Annotated in this window: 17 protein-coding genes and 1 riboswitch; of the genes, 10 read left to right on the top strand and 7 right to left on the bottom strand. The window is 71.7% G+C overall.

Translation table 11 applies throughout. The features are described 5' to 3' along the window. The first annotated feature begins 71 nt into the window (after positions 1-71). Complete coding sequence (locus tag OG413_RS05680; RefSeq protein ID WP_266803317.1) at positions 72-1,820, top strand: peptidase; 1,749 nt, start codon at positions 72-74, stop codon at positions 1,818-1,820. Positions 1,821-2,415: 595 nt separating this feature from the next. On the opposite strand, the gene OG413_RS05675 is transcribed toward OG413_RS05680, so the two are convergent. Then, entirely contained in the window at positions 2,416-2,721 is a 306-nt protein-coding gene (locus OG413_RS05675) for a chorismate mutase (RefSeq protein WP_266803316.1), read from the bottom strand. 328 nt (positions 2,722-3,049) lie between these two features. On the opposite strand from OG413_RS05675, the gene guaA reads away from it, so the two are divergent. From guaA to OG413_RS05650, 5 genes are all read left to right on the top strand, one after another. Then, complete coding sequence (gene guaA, locus OG413_RS05670) at positions 3,050-4,645, top strand: glutamine-hydrolyzing GMP synthase (protein ID WP_266803315.1); 1,596 nt, start codon at positions 3,050-3,052, stop codon at positions 4,643-4,645. A 230-nt stretch (positions 4,646-4,875) separates the two neighbouring features. Continuing rightward, positions 4,876-5,631 (top strand): cyclopropane-fatty-acyl-phospholipid synthase family protein, encoded by a 756-nt coding sequence (locus tag OG413_RS05665; RefSeq protein WP_266803314.1) that lies wholly within the window; start codon positions 4,876-4,878, stop codon positions 5,629-5,631. Positions 5,632-5,716: 85 nt separating this feature from the next. Further along, on the top strand, positions 5,717-6,526 hold the full coding sequence (locus OG413_RS05660; RefSeq protein WP_266803313.1) for a class II aldolase/adducin family protein: 810 nt from the start codon (positions 5,717-5,719) through the stop codon (positions 6,524-6,526). A gap of 113 nt (positions 6,527-6,639) precedes the next feature. Next, a complete protein-coding gene (locus tag OG413_RS05655) occupies positions 6,640-7,908 on the top strand; it encodes a hypothetical protein (RefSeq protein ID WP_266803312.1) in 1,269 nt (422 codons plus the stop codon). Between the two features lie 187 nt (positions 7,909-8,095). Beyond that, positions 8,096-8,605 (top strand): DoxX family protein, encoded by a 510-nt coding sequence (locus OG413_RS05650; protein ID WP_266809917.1) that lies wholly within the window; start codon positions 8,096-8,098, stop codon positions 8,603-8,605. On the opposite strand, the gene OG413_RS05645 is transcribed toward OG413_RS05650, so the two are convergent. Together OG413_RS05645 and OG413_RS05640 are read right to left on the bottom strand one after the other, a co-directional pair. After that, a complete protein-coding gene (locus OG413_RS05645; RefSeq protein ID WP_266803311.1) occupies positions 8,512-8,775 on the bottom strand; it encodes a hypothetical protein in 264 nt (87 codons plus the stop codon). The genes OG413_RS05650 and OG413_RS05645 overlap by 94 nt on opposite strands. Beyond that, complete coding sequence (locus OG413_RS05640; RefSeq protein ID WP_266803310.1) at positions 8,762-10,108, bottom strand: PspC domain-containing protein; 1,347 nt, start codon at positions 10,106-10,108, stop codon at positions 8,762-8,764. Before OG413_RS05640 ends, OG413_RS05645 begins: the two co-directional genes overlap by 14 nt. 245 nt (positions 10,109-10,353) lie before the next feature. Between OG413_RS05640 and OG413_RS05635 the strand changes: the two genes are divergently transcribed. After that, entirely contained in the window at positions 10,354-11,640 is a 1,287-nt protein-coding gene (locus OG413_RS05635; protein WP_266803309.1) for an ATP-binding protein, read from the top strand. Continuing rightward, the gene (locus tag OG413_RS05630; protein WP_266803308.1) at positions 11,637-12,332 is read left to right on the top strand and encodes a response regulator transcription factor; all 696 of its coding nucleotides are present in this window, start codon (positions 11,637-11,639) and stop codon (positions 12,330-12,332) included. The genes OG413_RS05635 and OG413_RS05630 overlap by 4 nt, the downstream gene beginning before the upstream one ends. Before the next feature lie 129 nt (positions 12,333-12,461). Here the strand turns inward: OG413_RS05630 and OG413_RS05625 are convergent, their stop codons facing one another. Both OG413_RS05625 and OG413_RS05620 read right to left on the bottom strand, forming a co-directional pair. Beyond that, the gene (locus OG413_RS05625) at positions 12,462-13,223 is read right to left on the bottom strand and encodes a GNAT family N-acetyltransferase (protein WP_266809916.1); all 762 of its coding nucleotides are present in this window, start codon (positions 13,221-13,223) and stop codon (positions 12,462-12,464) included. 100 nt (positions 13,224-13,323) lie between these two features. Beyond that, positions 13,324-14,370, bottom strand: a complete 1,047-nt coding sequence (locus tag OG413_RS05620) for a C40 family peptidase (protein ID WP_266803307.1) — start codon at positions 14,368-14,370, stop codon at positions 13,324-13,326. Positions 14,371-14,738: 368 nt separating this feature from the next. On the opposite strand from OG413_RS05620, the gene OG413_RS05615 reads away from it, so the two are divergent. Further along, entirely contained in the window at positions 14,739-15,092 is a 354-nt protein-coding gene (locus OG413_RS05615) for a hypothetical protein (protein ID WP_073718278.1), read from the top strand. Positions 15,093-15,203: 111 nt separating this feature from the next. Here the strand turns inward: OG413_RS05615 and OG413_RS05610 are convergent, their stop codons facing one another. Beyond that, complete coding sequence (locus OG413_RS05610; RefSeq protein ID WP_266803306.1) at positions 15,204-16,367, bottom strand: C40 family peptidase; 1,164 nt, start codon at positions 16,365-16,367, stop codon at positions 15,204-15,206. Then, a riboswitch (cyclic di-AMP (ydaO/yuaA leader) is annotated at positions 16,366-16,527 on the bottom strand. Its footprint overlaps the gene before it by 2 nt. 258 nt (positions 16,528-16,785) lie before the next feature. Here OG413_RS05610 and pcrA point away from each other — a divergent pair. After that, positions 16,786-19,224, top strand: a complete 2,439-nt coding sequence (gene pcrA / locus OG413_RS05605) for a DNA helicase PcrA (RefSeq protein WP_266803305.1) — start codon at positions 16,786-16,788, stop codon at positions 19,222-19,224. Between the two features lie 84 nt (positions 19,225-19,308). Here the strand turns inward: pcrA and OG413_RS05600 are convergent, their stop codons facing one another. Continuing rightward, positions 19,309-21,015 carry a peptidoglycan DD-metalloendopeptidase family protein gene (locus OG413_RS05600; RefSeq protein WP_266803304.1) on the bottom strand — a complete coding sequence of 569 codons (1,707 nt, stop codon included), beginning with the start codon at positions 21,013-21,015 and terminating at the stop codon, positions 19,309-19,311. Between the last annotated feature and the right edge of the window lie 254 nt (positions 21,016-21,269).

The following is a 21,269-nucleotide window of genomic DNA, read 5'->3' as shown; positions in this document are numbered from 1 at the left end:
GGACAACTGCGTGGTCGAACCGGTACTGCCTCACAGCAGTCACAGCTCCTGTCGAGTCCCAGAGGTTCGCGATGACACGCCTTTCCCCGAGAACCGCGCTGCGCCGTACGGCAGGCGGTCTCGCCGCCGCCGGTCTGCTGGCCGCCGGTTCGCTGGCCGCGGGCTCCTTCGCCTCGGCCGCACCCGTACCGGCGGCCGGCCCCGTATTCACGCTGGGCGGTCCGGCCGGGACGGGGCTGTACCCGTATCCCGCGAGCGGCTCCCCGAAGAAGTCCACCGCCGCGATCACCGTCGTCAACCCGACCGAGGACGACGAGAGCGGCGGCTTCCAGGGCAGGGTCACCTACACCTTCGACCTGTCCGGCGTCGCGGGCGTCGCCGACATCGGCTTCGACGGCGAGGCGGGCGGGGACTGCAAGGTCACCGGAGCCACCGCCGTCTGCCACGACTCCGGAGTGTGGCCCGGCCTCAACGGCGTCGCCGACCTGGAGATCAGCGCGGCCAAGGGCAGCGAGGACGGCGACTCGGGCACCATCAAGGTGACCGGTGCGGCCGAGGGCGCGACCTTCAAGCCGTTCACGACGAAGGTCACCGTCGGCGGGCCCGACCTCGTGATGAAGCAGCTCCCGTTCGAGCAGGAGCCCGCTCCGGGCGAGAAGCAGAAGGCCCCGATCACCTTCACCAACAACGGCACGCGGGCCGCCGACGGGGTGCTGCTCACCCTGATGTACTCGCGCGGCCTGGACCTTCCCCAGCGCTACTCCAACTGCGAGTACCTGGAGAACAGCGTCCCGGAGGCGGGCGACTTCGCCTGGTCCACCGCCCTCTGCTCCATCGACGGCTCCTTCGAGGCGGGCGAGACGTACACGCTGGAGACCCCGCTCACCGTCGAGTCCACCGAGCGCGCGTACTACGACACCTTCATCTACCGCATCCACGAGGGCGGCGCCGCCCAGCGCGCCGCCCAGCGCGCGGGCGCCCGCTTCGACAAGGGGAGGGGCCCCGCCCTCGCCCTGAAGAAGGTGGCGTCCACCCGCGGCGTGGACCTCAACCCCCACGACAACCAGCAGGAAGTCGACTTCCGTACGAAGAACACCGCCGACTTCGTGGCGTACGGCGACAAGGTGTCCGGCGCCGAGGGCGACACCGTGAAGGCCGACATCGGCTTCCGTAACGAGGGACCCGCCTGGATCGGCTACATCCGGTCCGGGGAGAACGTCGCCACGGTCGACTTCACCGTCCCCCAGGGCGCGACCGTCACCGCCAAGCCCGCCTCCTGCCGGGGCGTGTCGGCCGGGGGCAACCACCGCGACGAGCAGCTCGGCGCCCCGCGCTACTTCTGCGACACGTCGATGACCGTGCGCGAGGACGCGGATGTCCCGCTGCCCTTCGAGCTGAAGATCGACGAGCAGCTGATCGGCTCCTCCGGCAAGGTCACCGTCCGCAACACCTGGCTCTCGGACCCGGCACTGCCCTTCGACCCGAAGCCGGCCAACAACACCGCGCAGCTGGTGCTGAACGGCGACGACTCCGGCTCCGAGGACTCCGGCGGTACGACGGCGGGGTCGGCGGGCTCCACGAAGGGAAGCACCGAGGGCGCGACGTCCAGCACGGCGGGTACGTCCGGCTCCTCCGGTGACGCGTCCGCCTCCGGCACGTCGGGCGCCACCGGCACCTCAGGGACCACCGGCTCGTCCCAGGGCGGCAGCCTCGCCTCCACGGGCTCCGTCGCTCTGGCGGCCTCCGGCGCCGCCGCCGTCGCCCTGGCCGCGGGCGGCGTGCTGTACGCCACGGCCCGCCGCCGCATACAGCAGCGCTGATCCCCGCGTCCGGTGAGCACCGAGGGCCCCGCCGACCAGGAACGGTCCACGGGGCCCTCGGCTGTCGGCACCGACGTCCGGGGCAGCGCGTCGGTACCGATGAGCGGCGCCGGGGGGTGCGCCGCGGGAGGAAGGTCTGTCGGTCGGCTCCCGGCGTACAAGGGAGCGCGAGATCGCCGGTGGCCCGGATGAGGGCCGGTGGCGGAAGAGTGCGGGACGGGACAAGTGGGGGCGGGCCGGGACGAACGGTGGGGTGCCCTTCGCATCGTGCTGGACGGACCGCTCCCCGCACAACCGTTTCGACCGGATGAGGCCGGATGCGGCCGGCTCGGGCGTCCCCGAGGCCGACCGCACATGGGGTGACCGGGCTGCTGTCCCCTGCCGTCCGGTCACGTGCGCCGGGACGCGGTCCCACGACGTACCTGCAGTACGTCACACGTCCCGGCGGAGCCACGCGTGGTTTCCTACCGCTGCCGCCCCTGGTTGGCACGGACACCCGGACCAACGAAGCCGCGGCGGCCCCGGTCACGCGCCGTACGGGTGAGACCGGGACCGAACGCAGATACGGCCGTACAGTCCCGCAGGGACGCACCCGTCACACCCGGCCGCGGGACAGCTCCAGCAGCGTCATCGCGAGCGAGGTGCCCGGCCTGCCCAGCGCGTCCCTGAAGTGGCCGAGCACGTCCATCTCGCGGGAGAGATTCACCCGCCGGCCCCCCGAGGTGATCCTGGCCTCCTGGATGACCGCCGAGACGGCCATCCGTTCCTGGACGAGGCCGATGATCCGGTCGTCGAGCGCGTCGATGCGCGCGCGGGCGTCGCCGATCAGCGAGGCGGCCTCGTCGGTGTGCGCGCCGGTCCGCTCGGCGGCGGTCTTCGTGGTGGCGGTGCTGTTGCTCATGACGTGACTCCTGGTGGGGTACGGCCCCCGGAGCGACACGGCCCGCAACGCAGAGCGCCCCGGGCCTGTCGGCCCGGGGCGCCTGGAACGTTGCTTGTCAGTAGCTCAAGCAGCACGACCATGGCAGCCGGCGGGCCGGGTGCCATAGGTAAAGACGAAGGTCGTGTGCTGACGCATGGGGGACAGTATGGCCCCGGCCCCGCGGTCCCACCAACGCCGGGCCCGGATGCTGAGACGCGGGTGGCGATCTCACCGGGCGGGGGACGGTGCCGCACGGCCGGTAGAATCGACAGAACAGCCCCCTTTTCACCGCCGGAAGGCCGCCCCCGTGCCAGCAGCACCCCCCGCCGCCCCCGACACCACGGCCGACGTGGTCCTCGTTGTCGACTTCGGCGCGCAGTACGCCCAGCTCATCGCCCGCCGCGTCCGTGAGGCCCGGGTCTACAGCGAGATCGTGCCGTCCACGATGCCGGTGGCCGAGATGCTGGCCAAGAACCCGCGCGCGATCATCCTGTCCGGCGGTCCGTCCTCGGTGTACGCGCCGGGCGCGCCCACCCTGGACCGTGCGCTCTTCGAGGCCGGGGTCCCGGTGTTCGGCATGTGCTACGGCTTCCAGCTGATGGCCACCACTCTCGGTGGCACCGTCGACGACAACGGCGCCCGTGAGTACGGCCGTACCGCGCTCACCGTCTCGAAGACCGGATCCACGCTCTTCGAGGGCACCCCCGCCGAGCAGCCGGTGTGGATGTCGCACGGGGACGCCTGCTCCGCCGCCCCCGAGGGATTCACCGTCACCGCGTCCACCGACGTCGTACCGGTCGCCGCCTTCGAGAACGACGAGAAGAAGCTCTACGGCGTCCAGTACCACCCGGAGGTCCTGCACTCCACCCACGGCCAGCAGGTCCTGGAGCACTTCCTCTACCGCGGCGCGGGCATCGAGCCGAACTGGACGACGACCAATGTCGTCGAGGAGCAGATCGCGCTGATCCGCGAGCAGGTCGGCACCAAGCGCGCCATCTGCGGTCTCTCCGGCGGCGTGGACTCCGCGGTCGCCGCGGCCCTCGTACAGAAGGCCATCGGCTCCCAGCTGACCTGTGTGTACGTCGACCACGGGCTGATGCGCAAGGGCGAGACCGAGCAGGTCGAGAAGGACTTCGTGGCCGCCACGGGCGTCAAGCTCAAGGTGGTCGACGCGGAGAAGCGCTTCCTCGACGCGCTCGCCGGGGTCTCCGACCCCGAGCAGAAGCGGAAGATCATCGGCCGCGAGTTCATCCGCGTCTTCGAGCAGGCCCAGGCCGAGCTCGTCGCCGAGGCGGGCGCGGAGGGCGAGGACGTCGCCTTCCTGGTCCAGGGCACGCTCTACCCGGACGTGGTCGAGTCCGGCGGCGGCACCGGCACCGCCAACATCAAGTCCCACCACAACGTGGGCGGCCTGCCCGACGACATCGAGTTCCAGCTCGTCGAGCCGCTGCGCCAGCTGTTCAAGGACGAGGTCCGGATGGTCGGCCAGGAGCTCGGCCTGCCCGAGGAGATCGTCCAGCGCCAGCCGTTCCCCGGCCCGGGACTCGGCATCCGTATCGTCGGCGAGGTCACCAAGGAACGGCTCGACCTGCTGCGCGAGGCCGACGCCATCGCCCGCGAGGAGCTGACCGCGGCCGGTCTGGACCGCGACATCTGGCAGTGCCCGGTGGTCCTCCTGGCAGACGTCCGCTCGGTCGGCGTCCAGGGCGACGGCCGTACCTACGGCCACCCGATCGTGCTGCGCCCGGTCTCCTCCGAGGACGCCATGACGGCCGACTGGTCGCGCCTGCCGTACGAGACGCTGGCGAAGATCTCCACCCGCATCACCAACGAGGTCGCCGACGTCAACCGCGTCGTCCTTGACGTCACGAGCAAGCCGCCGGGCACCATCGAGTGGGAGTAACCCCGTAGCGGGTACTCCCCGCAGTCGGGACCATGCCGATGCCGCCGCCCACGCGTTCCGGGCGGCGGCATCGGCGTACCTGGCCGGCGGCTTCGTCGTACCGCGGCCGATGGCTTCGGAGTGGCGTGTCCGGCCGCTCCGGCGTAGCGCGGCCGACGGCGTCGGAGTACCGCGGTCGGCGGCCGTAATTCGGTGGCGGGGCCTTTCCGCCCGTGCGAGGCTCCGCGACCATGTCCGCCGAAGAGATCCGCCCGCTCATGTCCGCACCCCACAACCACCGTCTGACCTGGAACACCCCGCTCTCCGAGGAACACGCGGCCCTGCTGGTCGCCGCCTGTGCGACCGCGCCCGAGGCACGGATCGCCGACTTCGGCTCCGGCTGGGGCGAATTGCTGATGCGCCTGGCGGAGTCGGCACCCGGCTCCACCGGGGACGGGGTCGAGACCGACCCGGACGCCGTGGCACGCGGTCGCGAGCTGGCCGCCGGGCGGGGGCTCGCGGAACGCGTGCGGTTCCACGAGGTGCCCGCGGCCGAGTGGACCGGGGACGGCTACGACCTGGCCGTGTCCATCGGTGCCTCCCACGCCTGGCCCGGTTCGACGGCGGAGGCGCTGCGGGCCCTGCGGGCCGCGGTGAAGCCCGGCGGGCGGGTGCTGTTCGGCGACGGGGTCTGGCTGCGGGAGCCGACCCCGGCGGCGCTCGACGGGATCGGGGCCGAGCCGGGCGACTTCGGCTCGCTGCTCGAACTGATCCGGCTGGCGGAGTCCGTCGGACTGCGCGCCCTCCAGGTCACCGTCGCCGACGAGCGCGAATGGGATGTCTTCGAGTCCAACGGGCCGATCGGGCGCGGCCGGCGCTGGGCGCTGGAGAACCCCGGCCACCCGCTGCACGACGAGGTGATCGCCGAGGTCGACGCCCGTCGCACCGGCTACTACGGCGGCTACCGCTCCCTGTTCAGCCTCGCCTACCTCGTACTCAGCGCCTGATTACGTCGGCGATGGCACTGGCCACCTGGGGCAACCGGCGGTAACTTCCGATCCCGTACGCCGCCCGGGAGTCCGAGGAGCCGCCATGTCCGAGCCCACCGCCGTGCCACCCGCCGTGCCGCCCGCCCCCGTACCCGCGCCGATACCCGTCGAGCAGCTGCGGTTCGCGATGCCGCCCGTGCACACGACGCCGGGCGAGGAGCGTGCCCACCGCCGGGAGCGGCTGGCGGGGGCGTTGCGGCTCTTCGGGCAGCACGGGTACGAGGAGGGCGTCTCCGGGCACATCACCGCGCGGGACCCGGAGCTCGCCGACTGCTTCTGGGTCAATCCGTTCGGGGCACCCTTCGAGGACATCGCGCCGCAGGACCTGATCCTGGTCAACGGCGAAGGACAGGTGGTCCAGGGGCGGTTCCACGTCAACCAGGCGGCGTTCGCCGTACACGCCCAGGTGCACCGGGCCCGCCCGGACGCCGTGGCCGTGGCGCACACGCACTCCGTGCACGGGCGGGCCCTGTCCGCGCTCGGCGAGCTGATCGAGCCGATCACCCAGGAGTCCTGCGCGTTCTACGAGGATCATGCCCTCTACGACGCATATACCGGGGTCGTCGTGGACGAGGACGAGGGGCGCCGCATCGCCGCCGCGCTCGGCCCCCGCAAGGCGATCATCCTGCGCAACCACGGGCTGCTGACCGTCGGGGACTCGGTGGACGCGGCGGCCTGGTGGTTCCTCACGATGGAGCGCTCCTGCCAGGTGCAGCTGATGGCGCGGGCCGCCGGGAAGCCCGTCCTGATCCAGCACAGGGACGCCGTGAGCACCCGTGAGCAGCTCGGCAGCGACCTGGTGGCGTGGATCAACTACCAGCCCCTGTGGCAGCGGATCAGTCGCACATTCTGACGACACGCGCCCCCGGCCCGCCCCGATGCGGCCGGTGGCCCTCCCGTACGGCACAATTCGCAGAAATCACAGGTGAGTTGGCTGTACCGGGGCGGGAAAGGGCGGAATTCTCCGTGGCGTTGGACGAGGCGAGGGCGAGCAGCACGCACGGCGGAGGCTGTACGTGCGGCGACTGCCCGCACGGAGCACGCGAAGGGCACCGGCGCGCGGTGGCCGCCTTCCTCGCCAAACGCGACGAACTGGCGGCGGGCAAGGGCCTGCCAGCGGGCGTCGCCCAGTCGGCCTCCGCGTCCCGGCAGTGGGTCTCCGACGAGCTGACCGAGTCGGCCCGCGCCGTCGCCGAACGCGGCCGCGACGCGGGGGACGCCTGGCTCCACCAGGTCTGGCAGCGCACCCTGCTCATCGTCTGGGGAGGCGTCGCCGTGCTGGTCCTCGGCGAGAGCGTCACCGCGATCGGTGCGGGCTGGTCCACCGCCCGCACCGCGGGCCTGGTAGCCGGACTGGCCACCGCGGCCCTGCTGACCGGCGCCGCCCGCCTCCACCGGGCCCGCGGCGGCCTGCTCGCCCCGCTCATCGGGGAGGACAACCGGCTCTCCACCTCACGGACGGTCGCCGCCGCCTGGGTGCTGCTCGCCGTGTTCTCCGTGCTCGTCCTCTCCCTCCAGCTGGCGGGCGCCTCCGACCACGGGGACCGGGACGCCCTGATCGAGGGTCTGGACCTGGTGCGGTCCGCCGGAGTGCTCACGGTGCTCGCGCTGGTCTGCGCCGTGGCCGTCGTCGTACGCCAGGTCGTGACCGTACGGGTGCTGGGCCAGCGGCTGCAGAAGCTGCGGGCCGACCGGCCGCGCGCCGCCGATCTGCTGACCGACGACTCGGGCCGCGGCAGCTTCACCGATGTGCAGTACGTGCTGGTCAGCGCCGTCGCCGTACTGTTCGCCGGAGTCCGCCTGGCCCGCCGCCCCGAGCAGCTGCCCGACCTGCCGTGGGGCCTGGCGCTCCTGGTCGCGGTGTCCGCGGCGACCTACTTCGCCGGGAAGTACGCGGAAGGCGGCCGTCCGGTCGTCCTGTCCGTCGTCCGGACCCGGGAGGCCGGGGACCTGGACGCCCCTATCCGTACCGGGGACGACATCGAGATCCGTGGCGCCGGCTTCGTACCGCCCGGCGCGGGCAGCCCGGACCGGCTGGCCCGGATGGTCGTCCGGATCGGCCGCGTCCATGTCCATGTCCCGCTGATCCCGGTCGCCGGGGGGTTCGACAATCCGACCGACACGGTGCTCACCGTGCCGGTGCCGGTGGAGGTCGAGCCGGGCGTGGTGGACGTGCAGGTCGTCACCGCCGCAGGGGTGGAGACCAACCGCTTCCCGATCGACGTCACGGACTGACGCCACGGATCACGTCACGCACTGACCTCACGGATCACGTCACGGGCTGACGCCCAGCCCCTGGTACCCCCTCCGGACCGGTGCCTCCCGACTTTCGGGTGCGTCCGGTTGAACCGCCTCCCTGGTGAGCCTCGCGTTTCCGGCGTACGTATGGTCTGGTGACGGGCAATCGGAGAGTGGGGCAGTGATGCATGGCTACGGCGGCAATACGTACGGTCTGAGCGAGCCGAGGACCCTTCGCGAGCGGGCACGGGAGTACGCCCTGCTGCCGCTGCGGGTCTTCCTCGGTGTCACCTTCATCTACGCGGGGCTCGACAAACTGACGGACAGCGCGTTCATGTCCGCGAGCGGCGCCGGATCCATCGGCGAGACGATGAACGCGGTGCGCGACTCCGCCGCCGTCCCGGGCCTCGTCGACCTGGCGCTGAAGAGCCCCGAGGGCTTCGGATACGCCATCGCGATCGGTGAACTGGCCGTCGGCCTCGGCACCCTCGTCGGGCTCTGGGCACGGCTGGCCGCGCTCGGCGGCGCGCTGATCTCGCTGAGCCTCTGGCTGACCGTGAGCTGGCAGACCACCCCGTACTACTACGGCAACGACCTGGTCTACCTCATGGCCTGGCTGCCGTTGGTGCTCGCGGGCGCCGCCGTGTTCTCCGCGGACAGCTTCCGCGCGTCCCTGCGCCGCCGAAACCTGTAGGCCGTCCACGTCACGGTGGCGGCCAGCCACAGGCCACCGAAGAACAGCGGGAAGAAGAAGGTCCAGGGGACGTTCCAGGCTCCCGCCGCGTCGGCCGCGTAACCGCCGGCCAGGCCGAGCATCGCCAGGCCCGCCACCGCGCGGCCGGGCCGGAATTCATGAATCAGCACGGGTTACCTCCACCTGTCCGATGCCCACGTCCAGTCTCAGCTCGACCGTGCCGGCCGGCTCGGCGCCCTTGGGCGGGGCGAAGGTGCGCGCGGTCTTCAGGTCCGACTCGATGCGCACGCCCTCGCGCGGTCCGGCCCGCATCAGCCGGATGTCCCCGAGGCCCGCCTCGGCGTGCACCTTCACCGTCACGCCCTTGGGTACGACGACGGCGGCCCGGCCCGCTCCGACCTCCAGCCGGGTGCTCAGGGTGTCGCCCCGGGCGACCGTGACCCCGGACAGATCGAGCCGGGCGTCACCCGTGCCCAGCTCGTAGCGCGGCTGGACCGCGGCGACCGAGGCGGGGTTCCACTCCTTGCGGATCCAGTCCGTGCCGATGTCCTTCGGCACCGCAGAGGCGCCCGCCAGCAGCCCGGCGGTGATCATCGCCATCATGATCGTGCCGAAGCCGGTCCGGCCGAGGAACGAAGCGACCACCAGGCCGAGACCGAACACCGCGAGCGCGGCGGCGAACCCGACCTCCAGGGCCGTCCCCAGCGGCTGGGAATCCCAGCTCAGCCCCGTACCCAGGCCCCCGGCGATCAGGGCCAGGAGGAGGACGAGACCGCCGATCGAGCGTGGGCCGCGGTTGCCGGGAGCCTGCCCCGGCGGCCGGAACGGCGCATCCGCCGTCGCCCGGCGCGGCCGCGCCGCCCGGGAGTCGAGGGCCGTGTCCGCCGGACCCCACAGATATCCGGCCCCCACCGGCCCGGAGGTGCCGTCCTTGACGATCGGGTCCCGCCACCAGGACGGGCTGCCCGGCGTCGGCGGCGCCTTCACCTCGGGCGGCGCCGTACCGAGGCCACCGGCGTGCGGGGCACCGGCGGCCGGACTCTGGGCACCCGCCGCGTCGAGCGGGTCCTCCGGCGCCGCGGTCCTGCGGTGCTGCGTCCACACCGCGAAGCCGACGACGGCCAGCGACAGCATCGAGGCGAACGCCAGCACACCGCCGTTGCCCAGCATCGACAGGAACAGCCCGCAGCCGATCAGCGCCAGCAGCAGCGCGACCAGCGACGCACCCTCGACCCGGCCCGAAAGAAGCCTGCGCGCCTCGTTCTCCTCCTCGCCCTCCACGGGGAGCAGCAGCCAGGCGAAGCCGTAGAAGATCAGGCCGATACCGCCGGTCACCGCGAGCACACCGAGCACGATCCGGAAGATCACCGGGTCCACGTCGCAGTACCGCCCGAGGCCGCCGCACACCCCGGCCACCACTTTCTGCCGCGGGCTGCGGCGCAGCTGCGGTTTCGGTTCGCCTGGGGGTGCGACGCCGGGTGCGGCGTCCTGAGGAGCGGTCATGGCTCCATGGTGACGTCCCGGGTGCCCCGGCGGCACCCGCGCCTACCCTGGCCGATCCCTGATTTTGGCCGGTGCGGCCCCTGAGGGGCGGCACCGGAGCGTACGGGGGACGGGGGCCGGGGCCGTGTCGGGGCGGTCGCGCGGCGCAGGGGGCCTCACGGGGCGGGCCTCAGGGAGCGGGCATCAGGGTCGATTGGGGGGCGACCCTGATGCCCCGCCCGGTGCGCACGTGTGACGATCGAGGCATGCCAGCCGCCCCCACCCGAGCCGCCAGCTCCCTCGCCTCCGACCCGGAGGAGCCGCCGCCGCGCAAGCTCTACCGCAGCGCCGACGGACGGCTGCTCGGCGGTGTCGCGCGCGGGCTCGCCGGGCATCTCGGGCTGCCCGTCGCCTGGGTGCGGTTCGTCTTCCTCGGACTGTTCTTCGCGGACGGCCTCGGCGCCCTGCTGTACGCCGTGTTCTGGATCGTTGTCCCGCTCGGTGTCGGCGGAGTCGACGCACCGCGCTCGGTCTTCGAGACGGCGCCCGACGGCCGGCGCAGACTCCGCAAGCCCGACAAGGGCCAGGTGTTCGCCCTGGTCGCCCTGCTCTTCGGCGCCCTGATCTTCGTCGGCAACGTCGACATGGGCGGCGAGGCCGACCGTTACATCTGGCCCACGCTGCTGATCGGCGCGGGCTCCGTCCTGGTGTGGCGGCAGGCCGACAACGCCCGGCGCGCCCGCTGGATGGAGGTCGGCCGCAGCCGCCGCGTGCTGCAACTGGCCCGCGGCCTCGCCGGTGTCGCCCTCGTCGGCCTCGGCCTCGCCGTCTTCATCGTGGTCCGCGGCTCGGCCGCCCAGCTGGGCAACGTCCTGACCGCCGCCATCGCCGTACTGACCGGAATCGCCCTCCTCGCGGGCCCCTACCTGGTCCGGATGACACAGGACCTCTCCGAGGAACGGCTGATGCGCATCCGGGCCCAGGAACGCGCCGAGGTCGCCGCGCACGTCCATGACTCCGTCCTGCACACCCTCACCCTGATCCAGCGCAACGCGGACGACGGCAACGAGGTCCGCAGGCTGGCCCGCGCCCAGGAACGCGAGCTGCGCAACTGGCTGTACAACCCCGAGGGCACCGGCAAGGACGAGGACGACGAGCCGTCGAGCCTCGCCGAGGCGGTCAAGCGCGCCGCCGCCGAGGTCGAGGACAAGCACGGCGTACCGCTGGAGGTCGTCGTCGTCGGCGACTGTCCCCTCGACGACCGGCTCGCCGCCCAGATGCAGGCCGCACGCGAGGCGATGGTCAACGCCGCCAAGTACGGTGGCGAGGGGGGCGCCGTCCAGGTCTACGCGGAGGTCGAGGGCCGCACGGTCTTCGTCTCCGTACGGGACCGGGGTCCGGGATTCGACCTGGACTCCGTACCGGGCGACAGGATGGGCGTACGAGAATCAATCATCGGCCGGATGCAGCGCAACGGCGGTACGGCCCGGCTGCGTTCGGTGCCCGGTGGGGGCACGGAAGTCGAGCTGGAGATGGAAAGGGCGAGCGAATGACCGAGAACACCGAAGCCACCGGGGGCCCGGAGCGACGGGTACGGGTCGTGCTCGTCGACGACCACCGGATGTTCCGCACCGGAGTCCAGGCGGAGATCGGCCGCACCGAGGAGACCGGGGTCGAGGTCGTCGGCGAGGCCGCCGACGTCGACCAGGCGGTCACCGTCATCACGGCGACCCGCCCCGAGGTCGTCCTCCTCGACGTCCATCTGCCCGGCGGCGGCGGCGTCGAGGTGCTGCGCCGCTGCGCCTCGATGATGGGGACCGCCGAGAATCCGGTGCGCTTCCTCGCGCTGTCGGTCTCGGACGCCGCGGAGGACGTCATCGGGGTCATCCGCGGCGGTGCCCGGGGCTACGTCACCAAGACGATCACCGGCACCGACCTGGTCGACTCGGTCTTCCGGGTCCAGGACGGCGACGCGGTGTTCTCCCCGCGGCTGGCCGGCTTCGTGCTCGACGCCTTCGCCTCGACGGACGCGCCGCCGGTCGACGAGGACCTGGACCGGCTGACCCAGAGGGAGCGCGAGGTGCTGCGGCTGATCGCCCGGGGTTACGCGTACAAGGAGATCGCCAAGCAGCTCTTCATCTCGGTGAAGACGGTCGAGTCGCATGTCTCGGCGGTGCTGAGGAAGCTCCAGCTCTCCAACCGGCACGAGCTGACCCGATGGGCGACGGCGCGACGGCTGGTCTGAGCGGGGCGCTCCGGGGAGGGGCCGGGGCGAGGCGGGCCGGCACGGGGCTCTGTCCGCGCGGCGGTCCTTGCGCGGTGGTCTTTGCGTGGCGGTCGCTCCTGGCCGTGCGCCACGCGTCCGTCCGTCGGGTCAGCCGGCCGCCGGGGTGAGCGAGATGTTCAGCTTCTCGCCGATCCGGCGGTAGCCGACGCTCGCGTAGATCCGCTCCACGTCGTCGTCGCCCGGCTCCAGCCAGACGGTGCGGCAGCCCCGGTCGAAGGCCGTCGCCGTCAGCCAGGCGGAGAGCGCCGCGCCGATGCCGCGGCGCCGGAAGGCGGCCGCGACGGCCAGACCGGCCAGTTCGCTGAGACCGTCGACCACGATGGAGCAGCCGCCCGCTCCGGCGGGGTCCGGGCCGAGCGTGGCCAGGGCCACGACGCCGCCGTCCGACGCCGCCGTCCGCAGCCAGCCGGTCATCCCCTCCTCGGGTTCGCCCTCGCCGCCGAAGCCCTGGTGCTGGACTCGGGCGGCGTCGGTGAACTCCGCGTCGGTGACCGGCACCGCGATCCGGAGCCCGTCCACCGGCTTGGGCGGGAGCAGCGCACCGGGGGCGCAGGCCAGGATCGGGGCCCGGTTCTCCACGGTGAAACCGGCGGCCAGCAGCGCGGGTTCGACGGCCGGTGCCCAGTCCGGCAGGAATTCGAGCCGCGGCATCCGCTCCCGCTCGCGGAACGCGCCGATCAGGGCCGTCACCTCCGCCGCGGTCGGTTCGGCACCCCGGTCGGGGATGGCGTAGTTGGCGTACTTCAGCTCCCAGAGCGGGTTGTGCCGCACGGTGAAGGGACCCACCCGGTAGTGGTCGGAGGAGCGGAGGGCGAGCGTACGGGCGTAGTCCTGGACTTCGATGTCCATCGGCGTACGGGAGTCATGCGGCGTGCGGGAGTCCATCGACGTGCGGGAGTCCTTCGGCATACGGGAGTCCTTCGGCGGGTCCGGTGTCGGCGCCGGGAGACTATGCCACCCGGGTGGCTCCCGCGAAAGGCATTTGATCGATGGGCGCGACGCGGACCGGGGCGCCGGGGCGCGGCGCGTGGATCATCCGGCCGCCGCCGATGTAGAGCCCGACATGGCTGATCCCGGAGTAGAAGAACACCAGGTCACCGGGGGCCAGTTCGGAGCGCGAGACCCGCTGTCCGGCGTTGATCTGGGTGTACGTGGTGCGGGGCAGCGAGACACCGGCCGAGCGCCAGGCGGCCTGGGTGAGGCCGGAGCAGTCGAACGAGGAGGGGCCGGTGGCGCCCCAGACGTACGGCTTGCCGATCGCCCCGTACGCGAAGCCGACGGCCTGCGCGGCACGGGCGTTGGGGGCCGTGGCCGAGCCGCGCGGGATGCCGCGATCGGCGGTGCCGCCGTGGCGGGCGTCCGCCGAGCGCTCGTAGTCGGCGCGCTGGGCGCCGGTCAGGGTGTCCAGGAGCCGCTGGGCGTCGGCCAGTTTGGTGCGGATCGCCGCCTTGTGCTTCTTCAGGTCCGCCTGGCGGGCGGCCAGGGTGCCGAGCTCTTCCTCGGCCCTCGCCCGGACGTGGGCGACCTCGGTGATCTGCCGTCGGATCCCGTTGAGCACCCCGGCCTGCCGGTCGCCGGCCCGGTCCAGGAAGGCGGCGCGTTGCAGGTACTGGTCGGGGTCGGAGGAGAGCGCCAGCTGGACGGCCGGGGAGAGGCCGCCGGTGCGGTACTGCGCGGCGGCCAGCGAACCGAGTTCCTGGCGCGAGGTGTTGAGGCGTGCGGTCCGGCGGGCGGCCTCGTCGCGCAGGGCGTCGACGGACTTCGCGCTCGCGGTCGCCTGCTCCTTCGCCCCGTTGTACTTCTCGGTGGCGACCTCCGCGTCGTGGTACAGCCGGTCCACCTTGGCGTTGACCTGGGCCGCGGTGGTGAGGGGCTCGGCGTGAGCGGGGGCGGTGGCGGTGGTGGCGGTCGCCGCCCCGGCGAGCGCCAGGGTGGCTGCGGTGCGGGCAGCAGAGCCGCTGAACAGGCGCTGCTTGGGTTTCCGGTGCGCGGCCACGAGGGCTGCATCCTTCCTGTCGGCTGCCCGCCGGGGGCTACCGGCGGGCCCGCGAGGTCCGGCGGCGGAACACCACAGGGAAGTGGCCCGCCGCCGGATCTCGCGGCGCGGTGACCGGATGCCGCCCCGGACACGAAGCGGCGCTGGAGTGCCGGTCACCTGGAAGGGACGCTAAGCCCGGGGCACGGAAAAGGTTCGCCATGACAGTTATTGCCCACATGTGGCGTTTCGTTATGGTCAAGCGACCGGAGATACTGCCACAGAGGCAGGCAATTCGTACTGGTTCGGGCGAAGTTCGCAAGGAAGCGGCAAAGGATGCCGCACCTGGGTGCGAGGTGGTGATATGGCCAGGGCTAGGCTGCGGAGCCATGGACGTACTCATCAATGCCTTCGTCGCCCTGCACATCATCGGTATCGCCTCGCTGCTGGGCGGCTTTCTGACCCAGATGAAGGCGATGGGCGCGGGCACGGCCCGTTTCGTGCCGGCCATGCTGCACGGCGCGCTGACGATGCTGGTCACCGGTATAGCCCTGGTCGGGCTCAATCAGGCCGACGACCAGACGGTGAACAACATCAAGATCGGCGTGAAGATGCTGATCCTGGTCGTCATCCTCGCGCTCGTCTACATCAAGCGGGACGAGGAGAAGGTCGACAAGGGCGCGTTCGCCGCGGTGGGCGGGCTGACGGTCGCCAATATCTTCATCGCCACGCTCTGGACCTGAGCGGCGTGTCCCGACCTGTCCCGACCTGACCTGACCTGTCCTGATCACAACATGACCGGCCCGACCCGGCGGCCTCGCCGGGCCTCGCCGGCCGGACCGGTCAGGGCGTGATCAGGCGGGGCGCACGCTGCCGTAGATCGGCATGTAGTAGATCGACTCCTCGCGCACGTTCGCGCCCGGTTTCGGCGCGTGGATCATCATGCCGTCGCCCTTGTAGATGCCGACATGGCTGATGTCGTCGTAGAAGAAGACCAGGTCCCCCGGCCGCAGATCCGCGGTGGCCACCCGGGTGCCGACCTTGACCTGGTCCCAGGTGGTGCGGGGAAGGTCGACCCCCGCCGCCTTCCACGCCGCCCGGGTCAGCCCGGAGCAGTCGTACGAGGCCGGACCCGTAGCGCCCCAGACGTACGGCTTCCCGATCTGGGCACGCGCGAACGCGAGGACCTTCTCCGCCTTGGCGGCATAGCCGCTGTCCGACCCCGAACCGGTTCCCGTGCCGCCGCCGGTCCCGCCGCCGCCGTCCTTCTTCGCGGCCTCTTCCCCGGCCTTGCGTTCGGCCTCCGCCTCGGCGGCCTGCTGGCGGGCCAGCTTCTCCGCCTTGATCCTGGCCTCGGCCTTCTTCTTGCGCTCCAGCTCCGCCAGCCGGGCCTTCTCCTCGGCGGTCAGCTTCGACAGCAGGGTGCGTGCCTCGGTCAGCTTGGCCTGCACGTTCCGTTTGCTGGACCGCAGCGTGGCCTGCGACTCGGTGAGCGTCTCCAGGCTCTTCACGGCCTCGGTGCGCTTCGTCGCCGCCTCGGACTGCTGCGTACGGAAGTCGGCGACGGCCTTCTGCTGCTGGCCCGTCATCCGGTCCATCAGCTGGTCCTGGTCGAAGTACGCCTGCGGGTCGTCCGCGAGGAAGAAGGTAGCGGTCGGGGCGATTCCGCCGGTGCGGTACTGCGCCGCCGCGTAGTTCCCGAGGGTGCGGCGGGCCTCGTTGAGCTTGTCGGTGCGCCTGGCCGCGTCCTCCAGGAGGGCGTCGACCTTGGCGCGCTGGGTCACGGAGGCGGACTTCGCCCGGTTGTACTGCTGGGTCGCGGTCCCCGCCTGCCGGTAGAGGTCGTCGACCTTCGTCCGGACTTCCTCGATCCCGGGCCTGGGCTCCGCGGGCGCGGCCGTCGCGCTCTGCGTGGAGAGCAGGGTGACGGAGGCCAGTGCCACTGTCGTCAGCCCGACGGCAGGGGTGGTGGTGCGCACCTTCGTGCGCGGTTTGCGATGCGAGGCCAAGGCCGGCATCTCCTTCCGTGGACCGCCTACCGGGTTAGCTGTCGGGTTCGGGCGGAACGGAAGGCTGCCCTACGGTCCCGTGGGGGAGGACCGATTCACCCCGGTGCTGCTGGTGGGTCCCCGGTTCCGGACAGCCGTGAGGGCAGTACGGATTCGGCGGGGGCGTCCGCTCGGCGTGGTTCGCCTCAAGGGGGTACGGGGCGCCCGACGGAGCACGCTAGCCAACCCGTGGTGCCGCTGTGAAGGTTGATGTTCGATATGCCCGATACATTTTCGTGACCTTGATGGATCGGGTCCGCCGACACCGGGCGCCGCCCCGTTTCCCTCACGCGGCGTGGCCGCGCGCTCTCCTTGCGTGCCCGCCCGGGAGGTCTCGTACCCGAAGCGGCCACGGGCTGTCAGTGGGGCGGCCTAGACTCGTCAAGCGATGAGCAGCCTCTTTGACGACAGTTTCCTGACCGGCCTCCAGAACTCGGAGGAAGGGCCCCCGCCGCCTCCCGAGGACCACGCACCCGAAGCGGTGCCGGAGGGTCTCTTCGAGGGCGTCTTCGACGCGCCCCCGCCGCCCCGCGACGGCTACTACCGCGACGGTGCCCCGCGGCCGGTCATCGACGCCGCGGCGCTGCTCGACGGGTTGAACACCGAACAGCGCGCCGCCGTGGTGCACGCCGGTTCGCCGCTGCTCATCGTCGCCGGTGCCGGCTCCGGCAAGACCCGGGTGCTGACCCACCGGATCGCCCATCTGCTCGCCGAGCGGGGCGTGCACCCCGGCCAGATCCTCGCGATCACCTTCACCAACAAGGCCGCGGGCGAGATGAAGGAGCGCGTCGAGCAGCTCGTCGGACCGCGCGCCAACGCCATGTGGGTCATGACCTTCCACAGCGCGTGCGTACGGATCCTGCGCCGCGAGTCGAAGAGGCTCGGCTTCACCTCGTCGTTCTCGATCTACGACGCCGCCGACTCCAAGCGGCTGATGGCCCTGGTCTGCCGCGATCTGGACCTCGACCCGAAGCGCTACCCGCCGAAGTCGTTCACGGCCAAGGTCTCCAACCTGAAGAACGAGCTGATCGACGAGGAGACCTTCGCCGGTCAGGCCGCCGACGGCTTCGAGAAGACCCTGGCCCAGGCGTACGCGCTGTACCAGGCGCGGCTGCGCGAGGCCAACGCCCTGGACTTCGACGACATCATCATGACGACGGTCCACCTGCTCCAGGCGTTCCCGGACGTCGCCGAGCACTACCGCCGCCGCTTCCGGCACGTCCTGGTCGACGAGTACCAGGACACCAACCACGCGCAGTACACGCTCGTACGCGAACTGGTGGGCCCGTCCGGGGAGGCCGACGCACCCGCCGAGCTGTGCGTCGTCGGTGACGCGGACCAGTCGATCTACGCCTTCCGCGGCGCGACCATCCGCAACATCCTCCAGTTCGAGGAGGACTACCCGAACGCGACCACGATCCTGCTGGAGCAGAACTACCGCTCCACGCAGACGATCCTCTCCGCCGCCAACGCGGTGATCGAGCGGAACGAGAGCCGCCGCCCCAAGAACCTCTGGACGAACGCCGGCACGGGCGCCCGGATCACCGGCTATGTCGCCGACACCGAGCACGACGAGGCGCAGTTCATCGCCGACGAGATCGACCGGCTGACCGACGCGGGCGACGCGAAGGCGGGTGACGTCGCCGTCTTCTACCGGACGAACGCCCAGTCCCGTGTCTTCGAGGAGATCTTCATCCGGGTCGGCCTGCCCTACAAGGTCGTCGGCGGGGTGCGCTTCTACGAGCGCAAGGAGGTCCGGGACGTCCTGGCCTACCTCCGGGTCCTCGCCAACCCCGAGGACACCGTCCCCCTGCGCCGCATCCTGAACGTGCCCAAGCGCGGCATCGGCGACCGCGCCGAAGCGATGATCGACGCCCTGTCGCTGCGCGAGAAGATCTCCTTCCCGCAGGCGCTGCGCCGTGTCGACGAGGCGTACGGCATGGCGGCCCGCTCGGCGAACGCCGTGAAGCGGTTCAACACGCTCATGGAGGAGCTGCGCACGATCGTCGAGTCCGGCGCCGGGCCCGCGGTCGTCCTGGAGGCGGTCATGGAGCGCACCGGCTATCTCGCCGAGCTCCAGGCGTCCACGGATCCCCAGGACGAGACCCGTATCGAGAACCTCCAGGAACTGGCCGCCGTCGCGCTCGAATTCGAGCAGGAGCGCGGCGACGAGGAGGGCGCGGGCACCCTCGCCGAGTTCCTGGAGAAGGTCGCGCTGGTCGCCGACTCGGACCAGATCCCGGACGAGGACGAGGACGGCTCCGGCGTCATCACGCTGATGACCCTGCACACGGCCAAGGGCCTCGAATTCCCCGTGGTGTTCCTGACCGGCATGGAGGACGGCGTCTTCCCGCACATGCGGGCGCTCGGCCAGGCGAAGGAGCTGGAGGAGGAGCGGCGGCTCGCCTACGTCGGCATCACCCGCGCCCGTGAGCGGCTCTATCTGACCCGGGCCGCGATGCGCAGCGCCTGGGGCCAGCCGTCGTACAACCCGCCGTCGCGGTTCCTGGAGGAGATCCCGGACCAGCACCTGGAGTGGAAGCGGAAGGGGCCGATGGCGGCTCCGGCCGGGCCGACCTCCGGCATCACGTCCTCGCTGTCCTCGTCCCGCTCGCGCTCCGGCCCGTCGGGCTTCGCCACCCGCCGCAGTGCGGACAAGCCGGTGGTCACGCTGGTGGTGGGCGACCGGGTCACGCACGACCAGTTCGGGCTGGGCACGGTGACGGCGGTCGAGGGATTCGGCGACCAGGCGAAGGCGACGGTGGACTTCGGCGACGAGCGGCCCAAGAAGCTGCTCCTGCGGTACGCACCGGTCGAGAAGCTCTAGGGGCTCGTGGGCGGTGACAGGCCCGCGGGCCTGTCACCACGTCACATCAGGTCGGGGACGTCCCCTCAAGGGCGGGACGTCACATCAGGTCGGGTTGACGCCGTGGCTGCGGAGCCACGCCAGCGGGTCGATCGACGCGCCGCCGCCGGGCCGTACCTCGAAGTGCAGATGTGCGCCGGTGGAGTTGCCCGAATCCCCGGCGTACCCGATGACGTCACCGGCCTTCACCGGGCCCGAGCGGATCCTCGTGCTGCTGAGGTGGCAGTACCAGGTCTCCGTGCCGTCGGCCATGGTCACGATCGCCATGTTGCCGTAGGCGCTGTTCCACTGGGTGCGCACGGTGCCGTCGGTCGCGGCCATCACCGGAGTGCCGTACGAGACGGGGAAGTCGATGCCCGTGTGGACGGACATCCAGTTGACGCCCGCCTGGCCGTAGTAGGCGCTGAGACCGTGCTGCTTGACCGGCAGGACGAACTTGGGACGCAGCGCCTCACGGCGTGCCGCCTCGTCCGCGCGCTTCTTCTTGTCGGCGGCCTGGCGCTCCTTCAGGTCGATGCGCTCCTGGGTGCGGCTGGCGCGGTCCCGGAAGTCGTCGGCATCGGCGCTGAGCCGGGCGAGCTGGGTGTCCAGCTTGTTGTTGGAGGCCACGGGCTTGACGGTGCTGGGGTCGGCGGCCGCCATCGAGACGGTTTCGTCCTGCTTCTCCTCGCCGCCGCCGAGTCCGCCGACGGAGGCGGCCGCGATGCCCGCGACACTCATGACACAGGCGGAGGGGACGGCGACGGTGAGCAGTGCGGAACGCTTGGCGGGCGTACGCCGCCGGGCCCGGCCGCGGTTCGCGGAACGGCCCGCGGGCCGGGGGGAGTCGACGGCGTACGAAGCGGTCACGGGATCACGCTCGTCGGCGCCGCCCCCGCTCGTGCCGCTCTCCGGCGCCTCGGTGTCCAGGACGGCGAACTCGGCGGTCTCGGGTGCCTGGTGTGCCTCGGACGCCTCGGGTGCCTCGGGAAGAATCTCCAACGCCTCGGTCATGTCGGGCGTGTCGGACGTCCCGGGCGATTCGTGGGAGGCCGTCCCCTGTTCGTACAGCGAGTACGACGTCTGTTCGGGGTCGTACGGCGCGCTCTCGGGCGTGGCGCCGGAGTTCCAGGCGGTGGCGTCGTAGGCGCCGGTGTCGAAGGCGGCGTCCCCGTACGTACTCGTCGTACCGGAGTCATGGGCGCCGGTCGCGAAGCTGCCGGTGCCGTACGCAGGCGTGCTGTCGTACGTACCGGTCGCGTAGGCACCGGTGTCGTACGTGCCGGTCGCGTACGTGCCGGTGTCGTACGAGGCGGTGCTGAAGGTGGTGGTGGGGAACGCGCCCGTGTCGGTCGCCGCCCACTGGCCGGTCTGCTGCTCACCGGTCTGCTGCCACGTGGTGGTGTCCCACTGGCCGGAGGTGTCCGGAGCGCCCGCCTGGCCCGGGATGCCGGGCTCGGAAGTCCAGGTGGCCGCGGTGTCGTACGGCTGCTGGACCTGCGCCTGGGCGGTGTACGCGTCGTACGGGGCGGTCGGGTGCGCGCCCGTGTCCCACTGGGCGGAGTCGTACTGGCCGCTGTGGTCCGGCTGTCCGGTGGCGTACGTGGTGTCGTAGCCGCCGACGTAGGAGCCGTTGTACCCGGGCGCGTAGCCCGTGTCGTAACCGCTTTCCTGGTCGCCCGGAAGAGCACCGAAGAGCGGATCGGTGTCGAAGCTGCCGGTGGACTGACTGTCGTATCCGACGTGTCCGGCGTGGGGGTGCTGGTCGTTCACCAACTTCTCTCTCGCCTCGGCGGCAGGACCTGCTCTGGGCTCCGGTGGAGGGATCCCAGGGGGAAAGCAGTGGCCGCGACTGTACCCGGCGGTACGTGACGACGACAATCTTCGGCAGGTTTTGGGCCCTCAGGAAACGGGCAATCGGCCGCCTTTCGGTGGAGTGCTGATGCATCCTTGGCGATTTGTTCGAAACGCGTTCTATTTGTGGGCGGGGCATTGTCTCTTCGAGCCACTCAAGCCACGCGGGCCAC

This window comes from Streptomyces sp. NBC_01433 (genome assembly GCF_026340105.1).
Taxonomy (GTDB): Bacteria; Actinomycetota; Actinomycetes; order Streptomycetales; family Streptomycetaceae; genus Streptomyces.
This window is presented reverse-complemented; position numbering and strand designations above follow the sequence as displayed.